The organism is Parabacteroides sp. B2-S-102 (assembly GCF_023656665.1).
GTDB classification, from domain to species: domain Bacteria; phylum Bacteroidota; class Bacteroidia; order Bacteroidales; family Tannerellaceae; genus Parabacteroides; species Parabacteroides distasonis.
Genome location: NZ_JAMOKM010000003.1, coordinates 234,384 through 250,890, shown reverse-complemented (window position 1 = coordinate 250,890; position 16,507 = coordinate 234,384). Strand labels below are relative to the sequence as shown.

The following is a 16,507-nucleotide window of genomic DNA, read 5'->3' as shown; positions in this document are numbered from 1 at the left end:
ACCGGTTTCAACCGAATTACGGACCCTTTTCTTATATTAGCTTCCTTTATTAATCGTCGTCCAGATCAATAGGAATTTGTCTTTTGAATGCCTCCTTAAAGGATATGAGCGATTCGGTGCGAGCCAAGCCCAATGGTTGAAGCTTGTTGTGGATGATGCTTAGCAAATGCTGGTTGTTCTTTGCGTATATTTTTATAAACAGGTCGTATTGCCCCGTTGTATAATGGCATTCCACGACTTCCGGTATCTGCAACAGCGCTTCTGTAACGCTTGGAAATTGTCCGGGAGACTTTAGGAATAACCCCATATATGCGCAAGTTTCATACCCAACTTTTGTGTTATCCACGATGAATTCTGAGCCTTTGATAACCCCTAAATTAGTCAGCTTTTGTATGCGTTGATGAATAGCCGCTCCGGATACGTTACATTCCCTCGCTACTTCCAAAAATGGCATACGCGCATTGCCGATGATTAGTTTAAGTATCTTCTCGTCCAGTTCATCTAGTTGATGATGTGCCATATATTCAGTATATTTGTATTACTGTTAGATTATATCTTTCATATTTAATACAAATATAATGATAATCTTATAATCACCTAAAGATTATGTTAGATTATTTTGATTTTGTAAGCATTCTTTATTCAATTATTAAGTATTTTTTTTATGAGCGAAGATCATGTAATAATTAGTAAGCCTGTCCGGGAGATAGCCGATCCTTTATTGGATCTAGTAGAGAAAACATATACTAGTTCTTTCCCCGAGGAAGAGCGTCGTGATTTCTCTTTGGTACGTAAGCTTTTGGAGGAAGATAGCCGTTTCGAGATGTATGCCTTGCTACGGGATGGTATTTATGTGGGTTTCATTACGGGATGGCAATTTGAGGGCTTTGTTTATGCGGAGCATTTCGCGATCGACGAGTCCGCTCGTAACGGAGGAATCGGAGCGAAAGCAATGACAAGTTTTTTAGCTCTCCACGAAGATCCGGTTGTCTTAGAGGTAGAGATGCCGACAGAGGAGATGAGTAAACGTAGAATCGGTTTTTATGAACGTCTGGGGTTTGTCTTGGATCACCATGTATATTTCCAACCTCCATATCGTAGAGGAGAGGCGTTATTAGAAATGCGTTTGATGACTCATGGGGAACTTGATCTGGAGCGATCTTTTAAGCGAGTTAAGACCATTATTCACCAAAATGTCTATGGAGTGAAATAAAAAAGGCGGGATTCTATTTCCCGCCTTTTTTAGATATTCTATTTGTAGATCATTATTCGTCGACACGTTGAGCGGCAGAATAACTAATCTTTAATGCGTATGCTTCACGAAGAGCCTGCTTGATGTCTGTAATCGTTCCCATCTTGGTCTCTTTATCAGCCTTGATAGAAACCGTCATAAACGGCTGGTCCTCTTCCTTCATACTGGACTTTTCCTGTGCGATATAATCCTGAATTTCCGAAGTTTCCGCAAAAGCGTCATTTAATTGGATACGAGTTTCAGAACCCATCTTCGCTCTCAAATCTCTAGTCGGCTTACCGACATAGATAAATGTTACCAAAGATTTCTTCTCCAATTTTTGAAGCTCTGTAGCTTGTGGAGCATGGAACTCTACTTTCAATGTTACCTCACGCATAGATGTTACCATCATGATGAAGAACAAGAAAGCGAACACCAAGTCAGGTAATGATGATGTATTCAATTCGGGCATTTCACGACCGCCCGCTTTACTAAACTTTCCCATTACTTTTTACCTCCATAATTTTTAGGTTCAGCTTCTGATATCTTTTGCGGATAAATCTGCTGTACAGCTTTTTGTTGTTCTTCGTCCAAATCAGCGAAATTCTTACCGAATTTTTCCTTAGAAACCTTATTTCTCAATTCGTTATAAGCAGCCGCAATTTCATTCTGCACATCGATATAAGCTTGGTATTCGGTACCACGGTCATTCTGTAAAGAAATTACGTGGTTCTTCGTTACCATCATCTTTCCGAAGAATGGAACATCAGCCTCTACACGCTCAGGCTTATGTTCGTCATTATAAGGATTATCAATGAACTCTTTGATTCTTTCTTTCAATTGCTTGATATCGACAAATTGATCACCGCAGAGAATCTGGTTATTACTGTTGATCAATACAACCAACAAGTTTCTCTTTTTGATGTCAACATCGGTATCGTTCTTCTGATCTTTAGGTACAGGGGGCGGCAAACGTCTTGCCAAACCTTTATCTGTATCCATTGATGTAGTAATAAGGAAGAAGATAAGCAACATGAAAGCGATATCGGCCGAAGAAGAACCATTGATACCCGGTGTCTTTCTTTTCTTACCCATTTCTTTCTTGTTTTATCAGTTCGTTATTACTATTATTTACCCATGATTCTCTTTACAGAACCCCAAACTACACATGCTACGATCAGAACCAAAAGTACGATTGTAGACATGATCCACATATCTGTGATCTTTAACCAACCCGGAGTGTTGTAAACTTGAGAGTCTGCGTTCAAACCTGTTAAAGGAGTTGCGTCACCCATCGTGTAAGTGATGAACAAAACGGCAACGAAGCAAACTAATACAACCAAAGACATAATCGCTGATTTAGCGTTTGTCTTCAACAACGTCAAAAATTGCCAAACGGCAAACAACATTGTACTGATGATTGTCACGAAGAACAATACAGAAGTCCAGTTAATCAATAACCCGGTATAGATGGGCTCTTTCATTTCAGCGGCAGGGTCAACGACTCCACCCGCATAAAACATACCCAGAACAATAATACTGATAATAGAACTTATCAGTAAAGTCCAACTGGATATTTTTCTTATTTTAGTAACTGCCATAATTCGTTATTATTTTTTGAATTTGACGTTGTATTTGATAACCAAGTCAAGCAAAGAGATAGAAGCATCTTCCATTTGATTCAAGATAGCCTCCAATTTGCTTAACAAATAGTTATAGAATACCTGAAGGATCAAAGCAACGATCAAACCACCTACAGTAGTAATCAAGGCCACTTTCATACCACCTGCTACAACCGTCGGGCTGATATCACCAACTTGCTCGATTTTATCGAACGCCATGATCATACCTACTACAGTACCCAAGAATCCTAAAGACGGAGCCATTGCGATAAACAATGTGATCCAAGACATATTCTTTTCCAAAAGACCTCCTTGAACACCACCATAAGAAACGATAGATTTTTCTACAACGTCGATACCTTGGTCAATTCTCATCAATCCTTGGTAAGCGATAGAAGCGATAGGGCCTCTTGTGTCACGAGCGATAGCTTTAGCGCCTTCAACATCACCTTTGTCTAAAGCATCTTCGATACCCTTCAACAATTTGCTGGAATTCGTTTCAGCTAAGTTCAAGTAGATAATTCTCTCTAAGCAGAAAGCCAAACCGAAAATCAAAGCGATAGCAACCAAACTCATGAAGTCGGCACCACCTTCGATAAACTTTGTTTTTAATGCTTGATACATACCTCCTTCAACAGCTGTAGCTGCGTCTGCAGCGTCCTGCGCGAATGCTACGGTAGAAGTTCCAAGGGCACATAAACCCAAGAATGCTTTTGCAAATAACTTTTTCATTGTGTGTTTAATTTTTAAGATTAATAATTCTCTTATTTGTTTTTATTTTATTGTTAATTAATTCATGGTATTCTCCACCGCGGAGAGAGCGGGATTCGAACCTGCGAAACCCTTTAGGGGTTTACACGCTTTCCAGGCGTGCCTCTTCAACCACTCGAGCATCTCTCCAATTATTCACCTAGCTTCTTCTAAAACGACCGCAAAATACGAAAAAATTCCCATATGCAATCTTTTCAGTGCACAAATCTATAGTTTTTGCTTGACATATACACAATATCCACGAAATAAATTTTGACTTCATTCGAAAAAAAGTGTCTATATGGGTTTATTTACGCTTTTAAACAATTCTAATGTGTTTTTTCGAGTAGCGTTTACGGTTTCCTCTAGCGTGAGGCCGAATGTTTCCGCCACTTTCTCGGCCGTCTTCCATATGTAAGTAGGCTCATTCCGTCTACCTCTGTAGGGGACTGGTGAAAGATAGGGTGCATCTGTTTCCAAGAGTATCTTTTTAAGATCCGTTTGCCGAATGACTTCGGACAGTTTTGAATTTTTAAAGGTAACAACTCCGTTTATCCCGATCTTGAAGGTGGGCAGTTTCTTTATTTCTTCTAGCTCTTCCGTTGTGCCGGTAAAACTATGAAATACGCCCTTAAGTCTTTCCGCTCCGACTTTATGTATGCATTCCAGAACTTCCGGATATGCGTCGCGGGTATGGATGGCTACGGGCAGGTTCAGATCGATGCTCCAACGCAATTGTTCCTCGAAAACGATTTGTTGCTCCTTTAAATAAGTCTTATCCCAATATAGATCGATCCCGATTTCACCGATACCGCAATAAGTACGTTTAGATAGATAGGATTCCGTTTGTTTTAGGATATCGATATAATTGCTATCCACACTGGTCGGATGCAATCCCATCATGGGGAAAGCGAACTCTGGGTATCGATCGCATAAATCGTGCATTCTGTCAATCGTCGTCAGGTCTACGTTTGGCAGAAGCAGGGTGTCGATACCTGAGTCTTTTGCTTTTTGAGCCAGTTCGTCTTGCTCCGGATCGAAATCCTCCAGATATAAATGGCAATGTGTGTCTATTAACCTCATGGATTAGGATTGTCTATGCATTAAATGATCACAAACCTCTTTTAGGATCGTTAATTTTTCGGGGGCGACTTGTAAAGCTTTTAAGTTCTCTACGGATGCGTCGTAATAGGCTTGGATTTTATTTTCTGTTAATTGTTTTAGCTGCAATTCGTTGTAGATAGAGGTGAATGCCTGTATCTTTTGAGCCGGGTCGAATTCTTTTTTATCCATCCAGCTACGGAGAGCTTCCGCTTGTTCTTTATTGGCCAGTCTGAGAGCGTTGATCAATAAGAATGTTTTCTTGTTGCAAAGGATATCGCCGCCAATGTTTTTCCCGAAAGTGGCGGTGTCACCATATACATCTAGTAAATCATCTTGCAGTTGAAACGCTAGACCTATATTGATACCAAACGCATATAAGTTGCCTGCGTCTTCCTGTGAGGCACCTCCGAGTAGGGCACCCGTCTTAAGGGAGCAGGCCAGTAGTACGGCTGTCTTTAGCCGGATCATCTCGATGTATTCTTCCTCGTTCACATCCATGCGAGACTCGAATTCCATGTCGAATTGTTGGCCGCCACATATTTCCGCCGCGGTTTGCGTAAATAAATCCAACACTTGTTTGAGGTGGCCGTGTTCCGTTGATCCGATTAATTGATAAGCCGCTATTAGCATTGCGTCTCCGGAAAGAATCGCCGTATTGGCATTCCATACCTTGTGTACGGTAGGTTTGTTCCTTCTTTTATCAGCTTCATCCATCAGGTCGTCGTGCAGCAAGGTGAAGTTATGGAAAACTTCCAGACCTAAAGCGGGCTTGATCGCATTCTCTATACTATTATTATATATATTACATGCCATCAACGTTAACGCCGGACGTATTCTTTTTCCTCCGAGGGACAAGATGTACTCTATCGGCTCGTATAAGCTCTTGGGAGGATTGGTGAATTGTAGTTGAGAGATCTCGCTTTCTATTCTTTGAAGTATATTCTCGAATGCTAACATAGCTGTATCAATTAATGGAGTTATGAAATAAAAAAAGGCTGCGAAAATAAAGCAGCCTTTTTGATATGTTTAATGTTATACTATTGCAATCTGAACGTGATAGGCACAGTATACTTAACACGTACTGGTTTACCTCTCTGCTTACCCGGAGTCCATTTAGGCATGGTACCGATCACACGAAGAGCCTCTTTATCCAATGAGGGGTCTACACCACGTAATACCTCAGCGTCTACTACTGATCCGTCTCGGTTAACCACGAATGCGCAGATTACACGACCTTGGATACCGTTTTCCTGTGCGATTACCGGATACTTGATTGATTTAGCGATAAACTTCAGCAACTCTGCGTCTCCACCCGGGAACTTCGGCATTTCCTCTACAACCGTAAAGATCTGCTGAGCGGATTCTTCTTCTTCCTCTACTACTGCAGGCGGTGTATAAACGGCTGTTTGAGCCTCTTGCTGATTATCCTCTGATGATAAGATATCTTGCTGTTCCAATTCAACGTCGTCTTCAACAACGTTCAAAACCTCGGTTACAACTGGTGCTGGAGGTGGTGGAGGTGGAGGAGGCGTATTCTCCGGTCTCGTGATTTCCACTTCTTCCTCGGCGATGATGTCTGCTACACCCTCGCTAGCCTGAACGACCATTACATCGCGGGTGCTCCATTCGAAGCCCACGAACAAGACAGCTAAGCCCACTACGAATCCCATCAGGATACTTAGAGACTTACCTCTCTCAAGGTCCGCTTTCGGTGATTTTTTAATTTCCATACGTTTATAATAATTTATAAGTGTTTTTCACTTCTGCAAAAATACAAATTATTTCATATATCAAACAAAAATGAGAGCGATAATATACCTTTTTGGCATTTTTCCCGTTTCTGTTAATGTGAAATCCGTATTTCTGAGATTTGCGGGTGTAAAGTAAAAACATTTTTCCGAATTAATGTATCTTTGAACGATTTTTTGCATGAAAATATGAGAAATAAACTATTTATACTGATTTTATTCGTTGTTACACTGTCTGTCTCAGCGCAAAACGGGAGTGAGGCGTATACTTTCTTACGTTTTCCGACCTCGACCCGGGCTAACGCCTTGGGTGGGCATACCGTGGCGTTGGTAGAAAGAGACCCTTCGCTTATCTTCCATAATCCGGCCTTGCTAGGTGCGGAGATGGATGGGATGATCAACTTGAATTATATGAATTACATCTCGGATATCAACGTAGGAAGTGCCTTGTTCACGAAAGCGCATGGCGAGAAAGGGGCTTGGGGCGTAGGCGCTACGTTTATAAGCTATGGCGATATCAAGGAGGTGTTACCGGATAACGTCGTGACCGGAGCGAGCCTGTCGGCGAAAGATATCAGCGTGAACGGTTTTTACTCCCGTGACTTGAATGAGCGTTGGCGGGGTGGATTATCGTTGAAGTTCTTGTATTCGGGGCTGGCTGATTATACCTCTATCGGTTTATGCGTGGATGCGGGATTGAGTTATTATAATTCGGATAAGGGCTTTTCCTTTGGTTTCGCCTTGAAGAATATCGGCGCGCAACTGAAAGCTTACGAGGATGAGCGACAAAAGATGCCTTGGGATATCCAGATGGGTATCACGCAGAAAATGGCGCATGCCCCGATTCGTTTTTCTTTGACGGCCCAATACTTGAACCGTTGGAAGTTCGATTATATCGATAATACGGATAAAGAGTATGACGGGGATTCTTTCGTTAAGACGTTGGCGAAGCATTTTATCATCGGCGTGGATTTTATCCCGTCCGAGAACTTTTGGGTGGGCGTAGGATTCAATCCGAAGGTCAATATGGATATGAAGTTGAAAGGCGGGGGAAGTTTCTCCGGCTTCTCGGCGGGCGCAGGTGTAAGGATCAAGATGTTTGACGTGGGCTTCTCGCTGGCGAAATATCATCCGTCCGCCATGTCGATGATGATTAGCGTATCTACGACCTTGGCCGATTTTAAGAAGGTGACAGAATAAACCTATACATTAATATATATATATATATATATGAAGAAAATAGTTATCGCTATAGACGGCCACTCTTCCAGTGGCAAAAGCACCATGGCTAAAGATCTTGCCAAGGAGATTGGATATACGTATATCGATACGGGTGCCATGTATCGGGCCGTGACTTTGTATTGCATCCAGCATGGATTTTTTGAGGGAGAGAAGATTAAGGAGGAAGAGCTGAAGGCTTCTATCCATGATATCGATATTTCATTTCGTTTGAACGCGGAGACCGGCCGGCCGGATACCTATTTGAACGGTGTGAATGTAGAGAAAGAGATCCGTGGTATGGAAGTGGCGGATAAAGTGAGTCCGGTAGCCACTCTAGGCTTTGTGCGCCGTGCGTTGGTCGCTAAGCAACAAGAGATGGGAAAGGCGAAAGGCATCGTGATGGATGGCCGTGATATCGGTACGGTCGTATTCCCGGATGCGGAGTTGAAGCTTTTCGTGACGGCCTCGCCGGAGGTACGTGCCAAGCGCCGGGTCGATGAGCTGGAGGCGAAAGGGATCCCCGCTTCTTACGAGGAAGTGCTGGAGAATGTGAAGAAGCGGGATTATATAGATTCAACCCGGGAGGAAAGTCCTTTGAGACAAGCTGATGATGCCTTGGTATTGGATAATTCCCATATGACCTTGGAAGAGCAAAAGGCTTGGTTGCTGGAACAATATCATAAAGCGATCGGTTCATAAACGAGTGCTTGGAGTTTCCTATAAAGAAAACTTTTGTCTCTTCGAATGAAAACTATAGTTTCGTTACTAGGAAACAAAAGTTTCTCTTAGGGAAAACTCTAGTTTTGTTATGAAGAAACTATAGTTTCTTGTGATTGAAAATTAAGAAAACTGTAAGTGCTTGTTTGTTAATGATATTATAGATATGATAGAAGTCGAGATAGATAAAGATTCCGGATTCTGTTTTGGGGTTGTCACCGCCATAGAGAGCGCTGAGCGGGAGCTGGGAAATACGGATACGCTGTATTGCCTAGGCGATATCGTTCATAACAGTTTGGAGGTGGAGCGGTTGGAGCATATGGGGCTGCATACGATCGACCATGAGGGACTTTCAAGGTTGAGAGACCGGAAGGTGTTGCTCCGGGCGCATGGCGAGCCACCTTCTACCTATGCTTTAGCGAAGCGAAACAATATCACGATTATAGACGCTACTTGCCCGGTTGTCTTGCGTTTGCAGCGCAAGATCCATAAATGTTATCAAGAGACCCGGGCGAATAACACCCAGTTGGTTATCTATGGGAAGAAAGGCCATGCGGAGGTGAATGGCTTGGTGGGGCAGACGGAGGGCACGGCGATTGTCATCGAGAAAATAGAAGACCTCGATCGTCTGGACTTTACCCGTGCGATCAGTCTGTTTTCCCAAACCACGAAGTCCTTGGATGGATTCAAGGCGGTAGTGGCGGAGATCAAGCAGCGGATGGCGGAAGGGGTGGAGTTTAATTATTACGATACGATTTGTCGTCAGGTGGCGAATCGTCTTCCGAATATAAAAGCGTTCGCCTCCAGCCACGATTGGGTCTATTTTGTGGCCGGTCGTAAGAGTTCCAACGGAAAGATGCTGTTCGAGGAGTGCCGGAAAGCGAACCCGAATACGCTCTTTATTTCCGAGGTATCAGAGATTACCGAGCCTTTGCCCGAGGGCGTGCGCCGGGTCGGGGTTTGCGGTGCTACATCCACTCCCAAGTGGTTGATGGAGGAAGTAGCGGTCCGGATCAAGGAATTGAACGCTTCGGAATGATATTTTGATTAAGATTACGTGAACTTTCCGGGAGAAAGACAGAAGGATAACTAAATATTTACTACTTTTGCCGGAGAACATTAAAATCAATGACGCTATGTCTACAGTAAAGTGTGTTGGTATTTTAACGTCCGGAGGTGATGCCCCGGGAATGAATGCCGCTATTCGTGCGGTAACACGTTCCGCTATTTATAACGGAATGAGAGTGAAAGGTATTTACCGTGGTTACAAAGGGTTGATCTTAGATGAGATTGAAGAGTTTAAGACACAAAATGTCAGTAATATAATTCAACGTGGTGGAACAATCCTTAAGACCGCCCGTTGCGTGGAGTTCAAGACTCCCGAGGGACGAAAACAGGCTTATGATAAGTTGCAAGAGCATGGGATCGATGCCTTGATCGCTATCGGTGGTGACGGAACGTTGACGGGAGCGCGTATTTTCGCTCAGGAGTTTAATTTCCCGATCGTAGGATTGCCGGGTACGATTGATAATGACTTGTATGGCACGGATACGACGATCGGTTATGATACAGCCTTGAACACGATCATGGAATGCGTGGATAAGATCCGTGATACGGCTACTTCGCATGATCGTCTATTTTTTGTGGAGGTTATGGGACGCGACGCCGGTTTCTTGGCGTTGAACGGAGCGATCGCTTCTGGCGCCGAAGCCGCTATTATCCCGGAAATCTCCTTGGAGAAAGACCAATTGGCCGAGATGATCGAGAATGGATTCCGTAAGTCCAAGAACAGTAGTATCGTATTGGTTGCCGAAAGTGAGGTAACCGGTGGCGCTATGGGTGTCGCTGAGCGTGTGAAGAAGGAATATCCGCAGTTCGACGTGCGTGTCTCTATTTTAGGTCACTTGCAGCGTGGTGGTTCTCCTACGGCACAAGACCGGATATTGGCGACTCGTATGGGTGTGGCCGCGATCGATGCCTTGTTGGATGACCAGCGTAACGTGATGATGGGTATCCAGAACGACCAGATCGTCTATGTACCGTTCTCTAAAGCGATCAAGAATGATAAGCCTATTAACCGGGATTTGTTGAACACGCTCCGTGTTTCTTCAATCTAAATAAGGCATATGTTTATACGAATAGGAACCCGGATGTAGCGATTGCGTACATCCGGGTTTTTATTTGAAGAACCTGATATCATGAAGAAGTATAGCGGCGTGGCCTTGCATGTAATCGTATTTGTCTTTCTGTTTATCTTCTTGAGGATATTCAGTGAGTACCATTTTTACTGTGTCGAGCAGAACCAGTTATTCCAGTTGACTCCCATTTTTATTATCGATAAGTTAATGCAACCGGGAGGTTTAGCGATGGTTCTCTCCGGTTGTTTGGTGCAGTTCTTCATTCTCCCGAATGTGGGAGCTATGATAACGGCGGCCCTGCTGACAAGCCTAGGGGCCTTGTTCTGGGCGATCTTGAAGCGGATCGATCCGCGAAGCCATGGTATTTTATGGGCTTGGCTTCCCGTCCTATCTTTGTTGTTTGTGCAATGGGATTTTAATTACAGGTTTCAAGGAACGGTCGCCTTCGGTATGATGCTGCTTGCTTTATATCTCGTTTTAGGGATAAGGAATTTCATACCTCGTTTGATAGCAAGTCTGTTTGCCTCCCTGTTACTCTTTGGGTTGGCCGGGCCGGTCTCTTTGTTGTTTGCCTTATCCATGGTCGGATATGAGGCCATGAGCCGGACGCCCCGTTGGTATTATTCTGCGATTTTACCGATGATCGTGTTGATCTTGGGTGGATTATGTGTGCGTTACTCGGTGATCGGAGAATACCGCTTTGTCTTTTTACCGGATAGTTATTATTATTTCCGTTTGGTGCCGGATAAGGTAATTTATTTCTCATGGATCGCTTTCTATGCGGCGTTGGTTGTAACCTGCCTCTGTAAAAACAAGGAATCATGGGCTGGTAAAAAGCGTCTAGCGCTGGGAATCTCCCAATTCATTATCTTAGGGCTTATCTTCTGGAAAGGCTTCGATCTATATGGCGAACAGAAATCATACCGTTTGAAGATGATGGACTATTTTACTCGGACAGAGCAATGGGACCGGATCTTGGTATCATGCAAGGAGCCGACCACTAATCAACTCTATTTATGTTACCAAAATATGGCTTTGGCCCGGAAAGGTATTCTGGCGGATGAGGCGTTTAAGTACACGCAGCACGGGCCTCGTGGATTAATGGTGGCATGGAATAAATCGACCACCATATCCGCCTTGTTGAGTGATGTTTATTTTACGATGGGAAATGTCGCCGCGGCTCAAGAGATGGCATTCGAGAGTAATATCGGCGCTTTATGTGATGGAAATCCCCGCATGACGCAACGTTTGGTGCAAACGAACTTGATTTATGGAGCCTATCCGGTCGCGGAGAAATATATCGCTGTCTTAGAGAATACTTTCTATTATAAGGATTGGGCCAAAGCGCAGCGGAAATTCCTGTATAATGATGAGGCGGTCGAGACAGATCCTCTATTGGGGAATATGCGCAGGAACCTGCTAGCTGAGAATCATCTGATCCAGATGGATGGATTCGACACGGACTTGATTCGCTTGGCGGAGCAGAATCCTTCCAATAAAGCCGCTTTCCACTATGCCGGCGTGTTCTATCTTTTAGCAAAAGATGTGATGCGCTTTAAGACGTTGGTGGAAACCTATTACGGAACGGATTTACTCCCTTCTTTACCGGTCTCTTTTCAAGAGGCGGTCATCATCCTATCGGAGAAAGATCCGGATTACTGGAAACGTTTCGGTGTCTCGGAATCTATCGTAGGGCGATTCACCGATTATAAGAGGCAAGTGCTCGCTGGGCGGAATAATAGTAATGCGCTGCCCGGTTTGATGTATCGCTCTTATGGCGATACCTATTGGTATTATTATATGTTTAAATAGGAGATGAGAAAAATGTATATAATAAGATGTATATGTCTGTGGATGATTCTGGGCTTGATGGCTTGTTCCGGTCCGGTACGTATACAGAAGAATCTGGAAGTCAAGCCGGAGATCTTTCCGGATTATGTGGATGTGACAATCCCGCCGAATATAGCTCCCTTGAATTTTAAGCTGAAAGATGCTTGCGTTGAGGCCCGTGCCATTCTCGAATGTGGCCCGGAGAAATTAGAGATCAAGACCGGGAAAGACGCTTGTTTCGTGATCCCGGCCTCCGGTTGGAAAAGGCTGTTGCGTGCCGCTTCCGGGAATCATCTGAATGTAACCGTACAAGCCTTCGTGAATGATGAATGGATCGCGTATGCCCCCTTCATCATCAAGGTGGCGAAGGAGCCGGTCGATGGTTGGTTGGCTTATCGTTTAATCGAACCGGGCTATGAGTTGTGGAACCGTATGGGTATCTATCAACGTAACTTGGAAAATTATACGGAGAACGCGATCATCGAAAATAAGATGAGCGGCAATAACTGTATGAACTGCCATTCTTTCTGTATGCAGAATCCGGAGAAAATGCTTTTCCATATGCGTGAGACCTATTCTTGTACCTTATTGATCGATGGAGATAAAGTGGAGAAGCTGAATACGAAGACCGATCAGACCCTTTCTCCACTGGTCTATCCTTCTTGGCATCCTTCCGGAAAATATGTCGCTTTCTCTGTGAATAAAACCAAGCAAGCGTTTCATATGAACGATAGGAATCGGGTGGAGGTATTCGACTCGGCCTCGGATGTGGTCGTCTATGATACGCAAAAGCATGAGATCGTGACTTCTCCGCTGCTGTCTTCAGAGGGAGCGTTCGAGACTTTCCCTACATTTTCCCCGGATGGAAATACGCTCTATTTCTGTTCGGCTAAAGCCCGTACGATGCCCAAGGAATACGATCAAGTGAGATACGATCTATGCTCAGTCTCGTTCGATCCCGCTACACGCCGTTTCGGGACGGTAGTCGATACTTTATATAAGGCATCGGAGATCGATAAAAGCGTTTCTTTTCCCCGGGTTTCCCCGGATGGAAAGTATTTGCTCTATACCTTGTCCGGTTATGGGAATTTCTCTATTTGGCATAAGGATGCCGATTTGTACATGATTGATTTATCGACTCTGCGAAGTTATCCATTGGAGGCGGCGAATAGCGACGATGTGGAAAGCTATCATTCATGGAGTAGCGATAGTCGTTGGATCGTGTTTAGCAGCCGTCGGATGGATGGTTTGTATACAAGGCTGTTCATCGCTTATATCGATGAGAAAGGACAGGCTTGCAAACCTTTCCTGTTACCCCAGAAGGATACGGATTTTTATTTTCGCTTTATGAAATCCTACAATATACCTGAATTCATCACAGGAGAGGTAAAGAGACAAGGGCGTGCGTTGGCCGTGAAAGCGAAAGAAGACAAAGGAGTCGATGTAAGGTTCAAGTAAAAAAGAGTGTAGCATGATCAGATCGTGCGACACTCTTATGCTTTTATACCTATTTCGTAGCGATATTATCCAAGAACAGATCGATCATCCGTTTGGCTGCCACGAAAGAGCTGATCTCGTTGTTCAAGACTTGCTTCTCCGTTTGTTCCAGCATGCCTTCTACCGCCGGGTTATGATAGAACTTATCCCGCAACGTGTCGTTGATGCTTTCGTACATCCAGTATTTAGCTTGCTCGTTACGTTTGTAATCGAAGTAGCCGTTCTTTTTGGTGAACTCCATGTACTCTCCGATCATATCCCATATTTCTTTGATACCTAGGTTGTAATAGCCGGAATAAGTCAATACTTTCGGGAACCAGCCCGATTCCGAAGGTGGGAAAAGATGTAAGGCGTTCCGGAATTGAGCGGCGGCGAGATTCGCCTTTTCGATATTGTCTCCATCCGCCTTATTGATAATAATACCGTCCGCCATTTCCATGATACCTCGTTTGATACCCTGCAACTCATCTCCGGTACCGGCCAATTGAATCAACAGGAAGAAGTCCACCATCGAATGTACGGCCGTCTCGCTTTGTCCGACACCCACGGTCTCTACGAATACGGTATCGAAACCGGCGGCCTCGCATAATACGATCGTCTCACGGGTCTTACGGGCGACCCCCCCTAAGGAGCCTGCGGATGGTGAAGGACGGATAAAGGCGTTTTTCTCTCTCGACAAGGCCTCCATACGAGTCTTATCTCCTAGGATACTACCTTTCGAGCGTTCGCTACTCGGGTCGATCGCTAGTACGGCAAGCTTACGCCCTTGGTTGATCAAGTGCATACCGAAAGAGTCGATAGAGGTACTCTTTCCCGCTCCGGGAACACCCGTAATACCGATACGAACCGATTTCCCGGCGAAAGGCAAACATTTCTCGATAATCTCCTGCGCCACCTGTTGGTGCTCATGCTTGGAGCTTTCCACCAAGGTAACTGCTTGACTGAGTATCGTGATATTCCCTTTTAAGATACCTTCCACGAATTCGGAAGGCGTATATACCTTGCGTTGGACACGCTTTTTTATATAAGGATTTACGGTAGGGACATCCGCAATGCCCTTATTCACTTTCAATCCCTTGTACTGATCATCGTTTTCTGGATGTTCCATATCAATCTATTATTTGTATGCCGTCACCTTGATCAAGCGGATAGGCCCGTTCGGGTCGTTGCATACGACATTAATAAGTGCTTCAAGTTTTGTCTTTATCTCTTTCGGTCGCAAGGTTACTTTGAAAGTAGCGGTCGCTCCCGGTTTAAGTTCTTTCTTGCCGCCGGACAAATCGACACGCTCATCATCACAAGTGACGCTGTAGATCGTGAGCGGAGTCTTTCCGGCATTCGTAATCTCAAACGTACCCGATACCTTACCACCGATCAACGGAACGATACTTTTCTTGTTCGGTAGCTTGCCGAATTCCAGTAAAGTGCCGGATAATTCCGCTATCGGGGCTTGGGCTTTATCCGCAGCGGATAGTTTGCTGAAATTATCGGTCACGTTGGCGGAGATCTGGATCTCTCCGGATACTTCCTTCTTTCCGGCGCTCTGTATCATGATCGGCAAAAGCGTAGAGACTCGTCCTTTCCGCTTCAGGACCTTGGCATCCATAAGGATCGTAATGGCACCGACCTCGTCCGGTTGAAGGGTAGCCGGGTTCACCTGTACGTTAAGGTAGTGAGGTACTTTACCCAGATGAATCGTAGCCGAGGTCTTTCCCTCGTTCTTAATGTTGATCTTCTCGCCCAACGTTTCCTCCGGACGGATACTGCTGAATAGAACAGTCTTCGTATGCAGCTTCAGATCACCGATAGAATAAGGATACGTAAAGACCGGCTGCGAAGGTTTCGGGGTGACATTTCCCTTAATGGCTAGGCTGTAACTCCCTTTCTTCCCATTGCTGAATATCGATACGGTTTTATAAAACGGGCCGGGGCGTCCTTTCGGATTATACGTTATCTTAACTTCACCGGTCTTACCGGGAGCGATCGGCGACTTAGTCCATTCCGGCCGTGTACAACCGCATGACGCGGTAACACGGGTGATGACCAAAGGGGCGTCTCCCGTATTCTTTATCGTGAAAGTATGACTGGCGAATCCATCGGCCTCGGCTATTGTCCCGAAATTATAAGTCAACTCGTCCGACAAGATTTGGGCGCCTTGTTGTGCCCAAGCTGTCGTTATAGATATAATTGCTGTAAGAGCAAGGATCAACCTTTTTATATTCAGCATTCCAATTGGGGGTTTTTTACGTATTTCTTATTCAACCTCTCCCCGGATGTTCATGATGAAGCTTCCGGTTTTTCCGTTACTGTATACGGAAATGGTCTTCGTGAAAGGACCCGGACGTCCTGCCGGATCGAAAGTAACCTTGATCTGGGCTTTCTTACCCGGAGCTACCGGTTCTTTCGGCCATTCCGGGGTCGTACATCCGCAAGACGCGATTACACGTGTAATGACCAGAGGCATATCGCCCGTATTGGATACTTCAAACGTATGGGATACTTTTCCGTCTGCTTCCTTGATGGTACCGAAGTCGAAACTGGTTGTTTCCGCGGAAATAACTGCTTTCTTCTGAGCCGAAGCCATTCCTGTCGCTAACAGGATCGCCATGAAAATAAAAACTATTTGTTTCATCTTATCGTTTAGTTTTA

The 16,507-nt window shown here is 44.6% G+C and carries 18 protein-coding genes and 1 tRNA gene; 7 read left to right on the top strand and 12 right to left on the bottom strand.

The features are described 5' to 3' along the window. Nucleotides 1-49 precede the first annotated feature (49 nt). The gene (locus NBH07_RS06085) at nt 50-520 is read right to left on the bottom strand and encodes an Lrp/AsnC family transcriptional regulator (RefSeq protein WP_005858930.1); all 471 of its coding nucleotides are present in this window, start codon (nt 518-520) and stop codon (nt 50-52) included. A gap of 144 nt (nt 521-664) precedes the next feature. Here NBH07_RS06085 and NBH07_RS06080 point away from each other — a divergent pair, with 144 nt between their 5' ends. Further along, the gene (locus tag NBH07_RS06080; protein WP_005858928.1) at nt 665-1,213 is read left to right on the top strand and encodes a GNAT family N-acetyltransferase; all 549 of its coding nucleotides are present in this window, start codon (nt 665-667) and stop codon (nt 1,211-1,213) included. 52 nt (nt 1,214-1,265) lie between these two features. On the opposite strand, the gene NBH07_RS06075 is transcribed toward NBH07_RS06080, so the two are convergent. The 8 genes from NBH07_RS06075 to NBH07_RS06040 all read right to left on the bottom strand — a co-directional run bounded on the left by NBH07_RS06075 (nt 1,266) and on the right by NBH07_RS06040 (nt 6,437). Continuing rightward, nucleotides 1,266-1,736 (bottom strand): ExbD/TolR family protein, encoded by a 471-nt coding sequence (locus NBH07_RS06075; protein ID WP_005858926.1) that lies wholly within the window; start codon nt 1,734-1,736, stop codon nt 1,266-1,268. Further along, the gene (locus tag NBH07_RS06070; RefSeq protein WP_005858924.1) at nt 1,736-2,326 is read right to left on the bottom strand and encodes an ExbD/TolR family protein; all 591 of its coding nucleotides are present in this window, start codon (nt 2,324-2,326) and stop codon (nt 1,736-1,738) included. Before NBH07_RS06070 ends, NBH07_RS06075 begins: the two co-directional genes overlap by 1 nt. A gap of 32 nt (nt 2,327-2,358) precedes the next feature. Further along, on the bottom strand, nt 2,359-2,832 hold the full coding sequence (locus tag NBH07_RS06065; RefSeq protein WP_005858922.1) for a hypothetical protein: 474 nt from the start codon (nt 2,830-2,832) through the stop codon (nt 2,359-2,361). Nucleotides 2,833-2,841: 9 nt separating this feature from the next. Next, on the bottom strand, nt 2,842-3,585 hold the full coding sequence (locus NBH07_RS06060; RefSeq protein ID WP_008772636.1) for a MotA/TolQ/ExbB proton channel family protein: 744 nt from the start codon (nt 3,583-3,585) through the stop codon (nt 2,842-2,844). A gap of 80 nt (nt 3,586-3,665) precedes the next feature. Continuing rightward, nucleotides 3,666-3,753: transfer RNA gene (locus NBH07_RS06055), tRNA-Ser, on the bottom strand. 147 nt (nt 3,754-3,900) lie between these two features. Next, complete coding sequence (locus NBH07_RS06050; RefSeq protein ID WP_005858918.1) at nt 3,901-4,686, bottom strand: TatD family hydrolase; 786 nt, start codon at nt 4,684-4,686, stop codon at nt 3,901-3,903. A 3-nt stretch (nt 4,687-4,689) separates the two neighbouring features. Then, entirely contained in the window at nt 4,690-5,664 is a 975-nt protein-coding gene (locus NBH07_RS06045) for a polyprenyl synthetase family protein (protein WP_009017009.1), read from the bottom strand. 80 nt (nt 5,665-5,744) lie between these two features. After that, nucleotides 5,745-6,437 carry an energy transducer TonB gene (locus NBH07_RS06040; RefSeq protein ID WP_005858914.1) on the bottom strand — a complete coding sequence of 231 codons (693 nt, stop codon included), beginning with the start codon at nt 6,435-6,437 and terminating at the stop codon, nt 5,745-5,747. Between the two features lie 207 nt (nt 6,438-6,644). Between NBH07_RS06040 and porQ the strand changes: the two genes are divergently transcribed. The 6 genes from porQ to NBH07_RS06010 all read left to right on the top strand — a co-directional run bounded on the left by porQ (nt 6,645) and on the right by NBH07_RS06010 (nt 13,819). Continuing rightward, nucleotides 6,645-7,655 carry a type IX secretion system protein PorQ gene (gene porQ / locus NBH07_RS06035; protein ID WP_005858911.1) on the top strand — a complete coding sequence of 337 codons (1,011 nt, stop codon included), beginning with the start codon at nt 6,645-6,647 and terminating at the stop codon, nt 7,653-7,655. Between the two features lie 30 nt (nt 7,656-7,685). Then, complete coding sequence (gene cmk / locus NBH07_RS06030; protein ID WP_005858908.1) at nt 7,686-8,375, top strand: (d)CMP kinase; 690 nt, start codon at nt 7,686-7,688, stop codon at nt 8,373-8,375. A 184-nt stretch (nt 8,376-8,559) separates the two neighbouring features. After that, the gene (locus NBH07_RS06025) at nt 8,560-9,432 is read left to right on the top strand and encodes a 4-hydroxy-3-methylbut-2-enyl diphosphate reductase (RefSeq protein ID WP_009276154.1); all 873 of its coding nucleotides are present in this window, start codon (nt 8,560-8,562) and stop codon (nt 9,430-9,432) included. 97 nt (nt 9,433-9,529) lie between these two features. Beyond that, nucleotides 9,530-10,510, top strand: a complete 981-nt coding sequence (pfkA, locus tag NBH07_RS06020; RefSeq protein WP_005858904.1) for a 6-phosphofructokinase — start codon at nt 9,530-9,532, stop codon at nt 10,508-10,510. A gap of 81 nt (nt 10,511-10,591) precedes the next feature. After that, complete coding sequence (locus NBH07_RS06015) at nt 10,592-12,343, top strand: DUF6057 family protein (protein WP_154397112.1); 1,752 nt, start codon at nt 10,592-10,594, stop codon at nt 12,341-12,343. Between the two features lie 3 nt (nt 12,344-12,346). Next, nucleotides 12,347-13,819 carry a TolB family protein gene (locus NBH07_RS06010; protein WP_009017012.1) on the top strand — a complete coding sequence of 491 codons (1,473 nt, stop codon included), beginning with the start codon at nt 12,347-12,349 and terminating at the stop codon, nt 13,817-13,819. A gap of 49 nt (nt 13,820-13,868) precedes the next feature. Here the strand turns inward: NBH07_RS06010 and meaB are convergent, their stop codons facing one another. From meaB to NBH07_RS05995, 3 genes are read right to left on the bottom strand one after another with little or no spacing between them, the layout of a single operon-like run. Further along, the gene (gene meaB / locus NBH07_RS06005; protein WP_009017013.1) at nt 13,869-14,966 is read right to left on the bottom strand and encodes a methylmalonyl Co-A mutase-associated GTPase MeaB; all 1,098 of its coding nucleotides are present in this window, start codon (nt 14,964-14,966) and stop codon (nt 13,869-13,871) included. A 9-nt stretch (nt 14,967-14,975) separates the two neighbouring features. Further along, entirely contained in the window at nt 14,976-16,085 is a 1,110-nt protein-coding gene (locus tag NBH07_RS06000; protein ID WP_009017014.1) for a DUF1573 domain-containing protein, read from the bottom strand. A gap of 27 nt (nt 16,086-16,112) precedes the next feature. Next, a complete protein-coding gene (locus tag NBH07_RS05995; RefSeq protein WP_005858893.1) occupies nt 16,113-16,490 on the bottom strand; it encodes a DUF1573 domain-containing protein in 378 nt (125 codons plus the stop codon). Between the last annotated feature and the right edge of the window lie 17 nt (nt 16,491-16,507).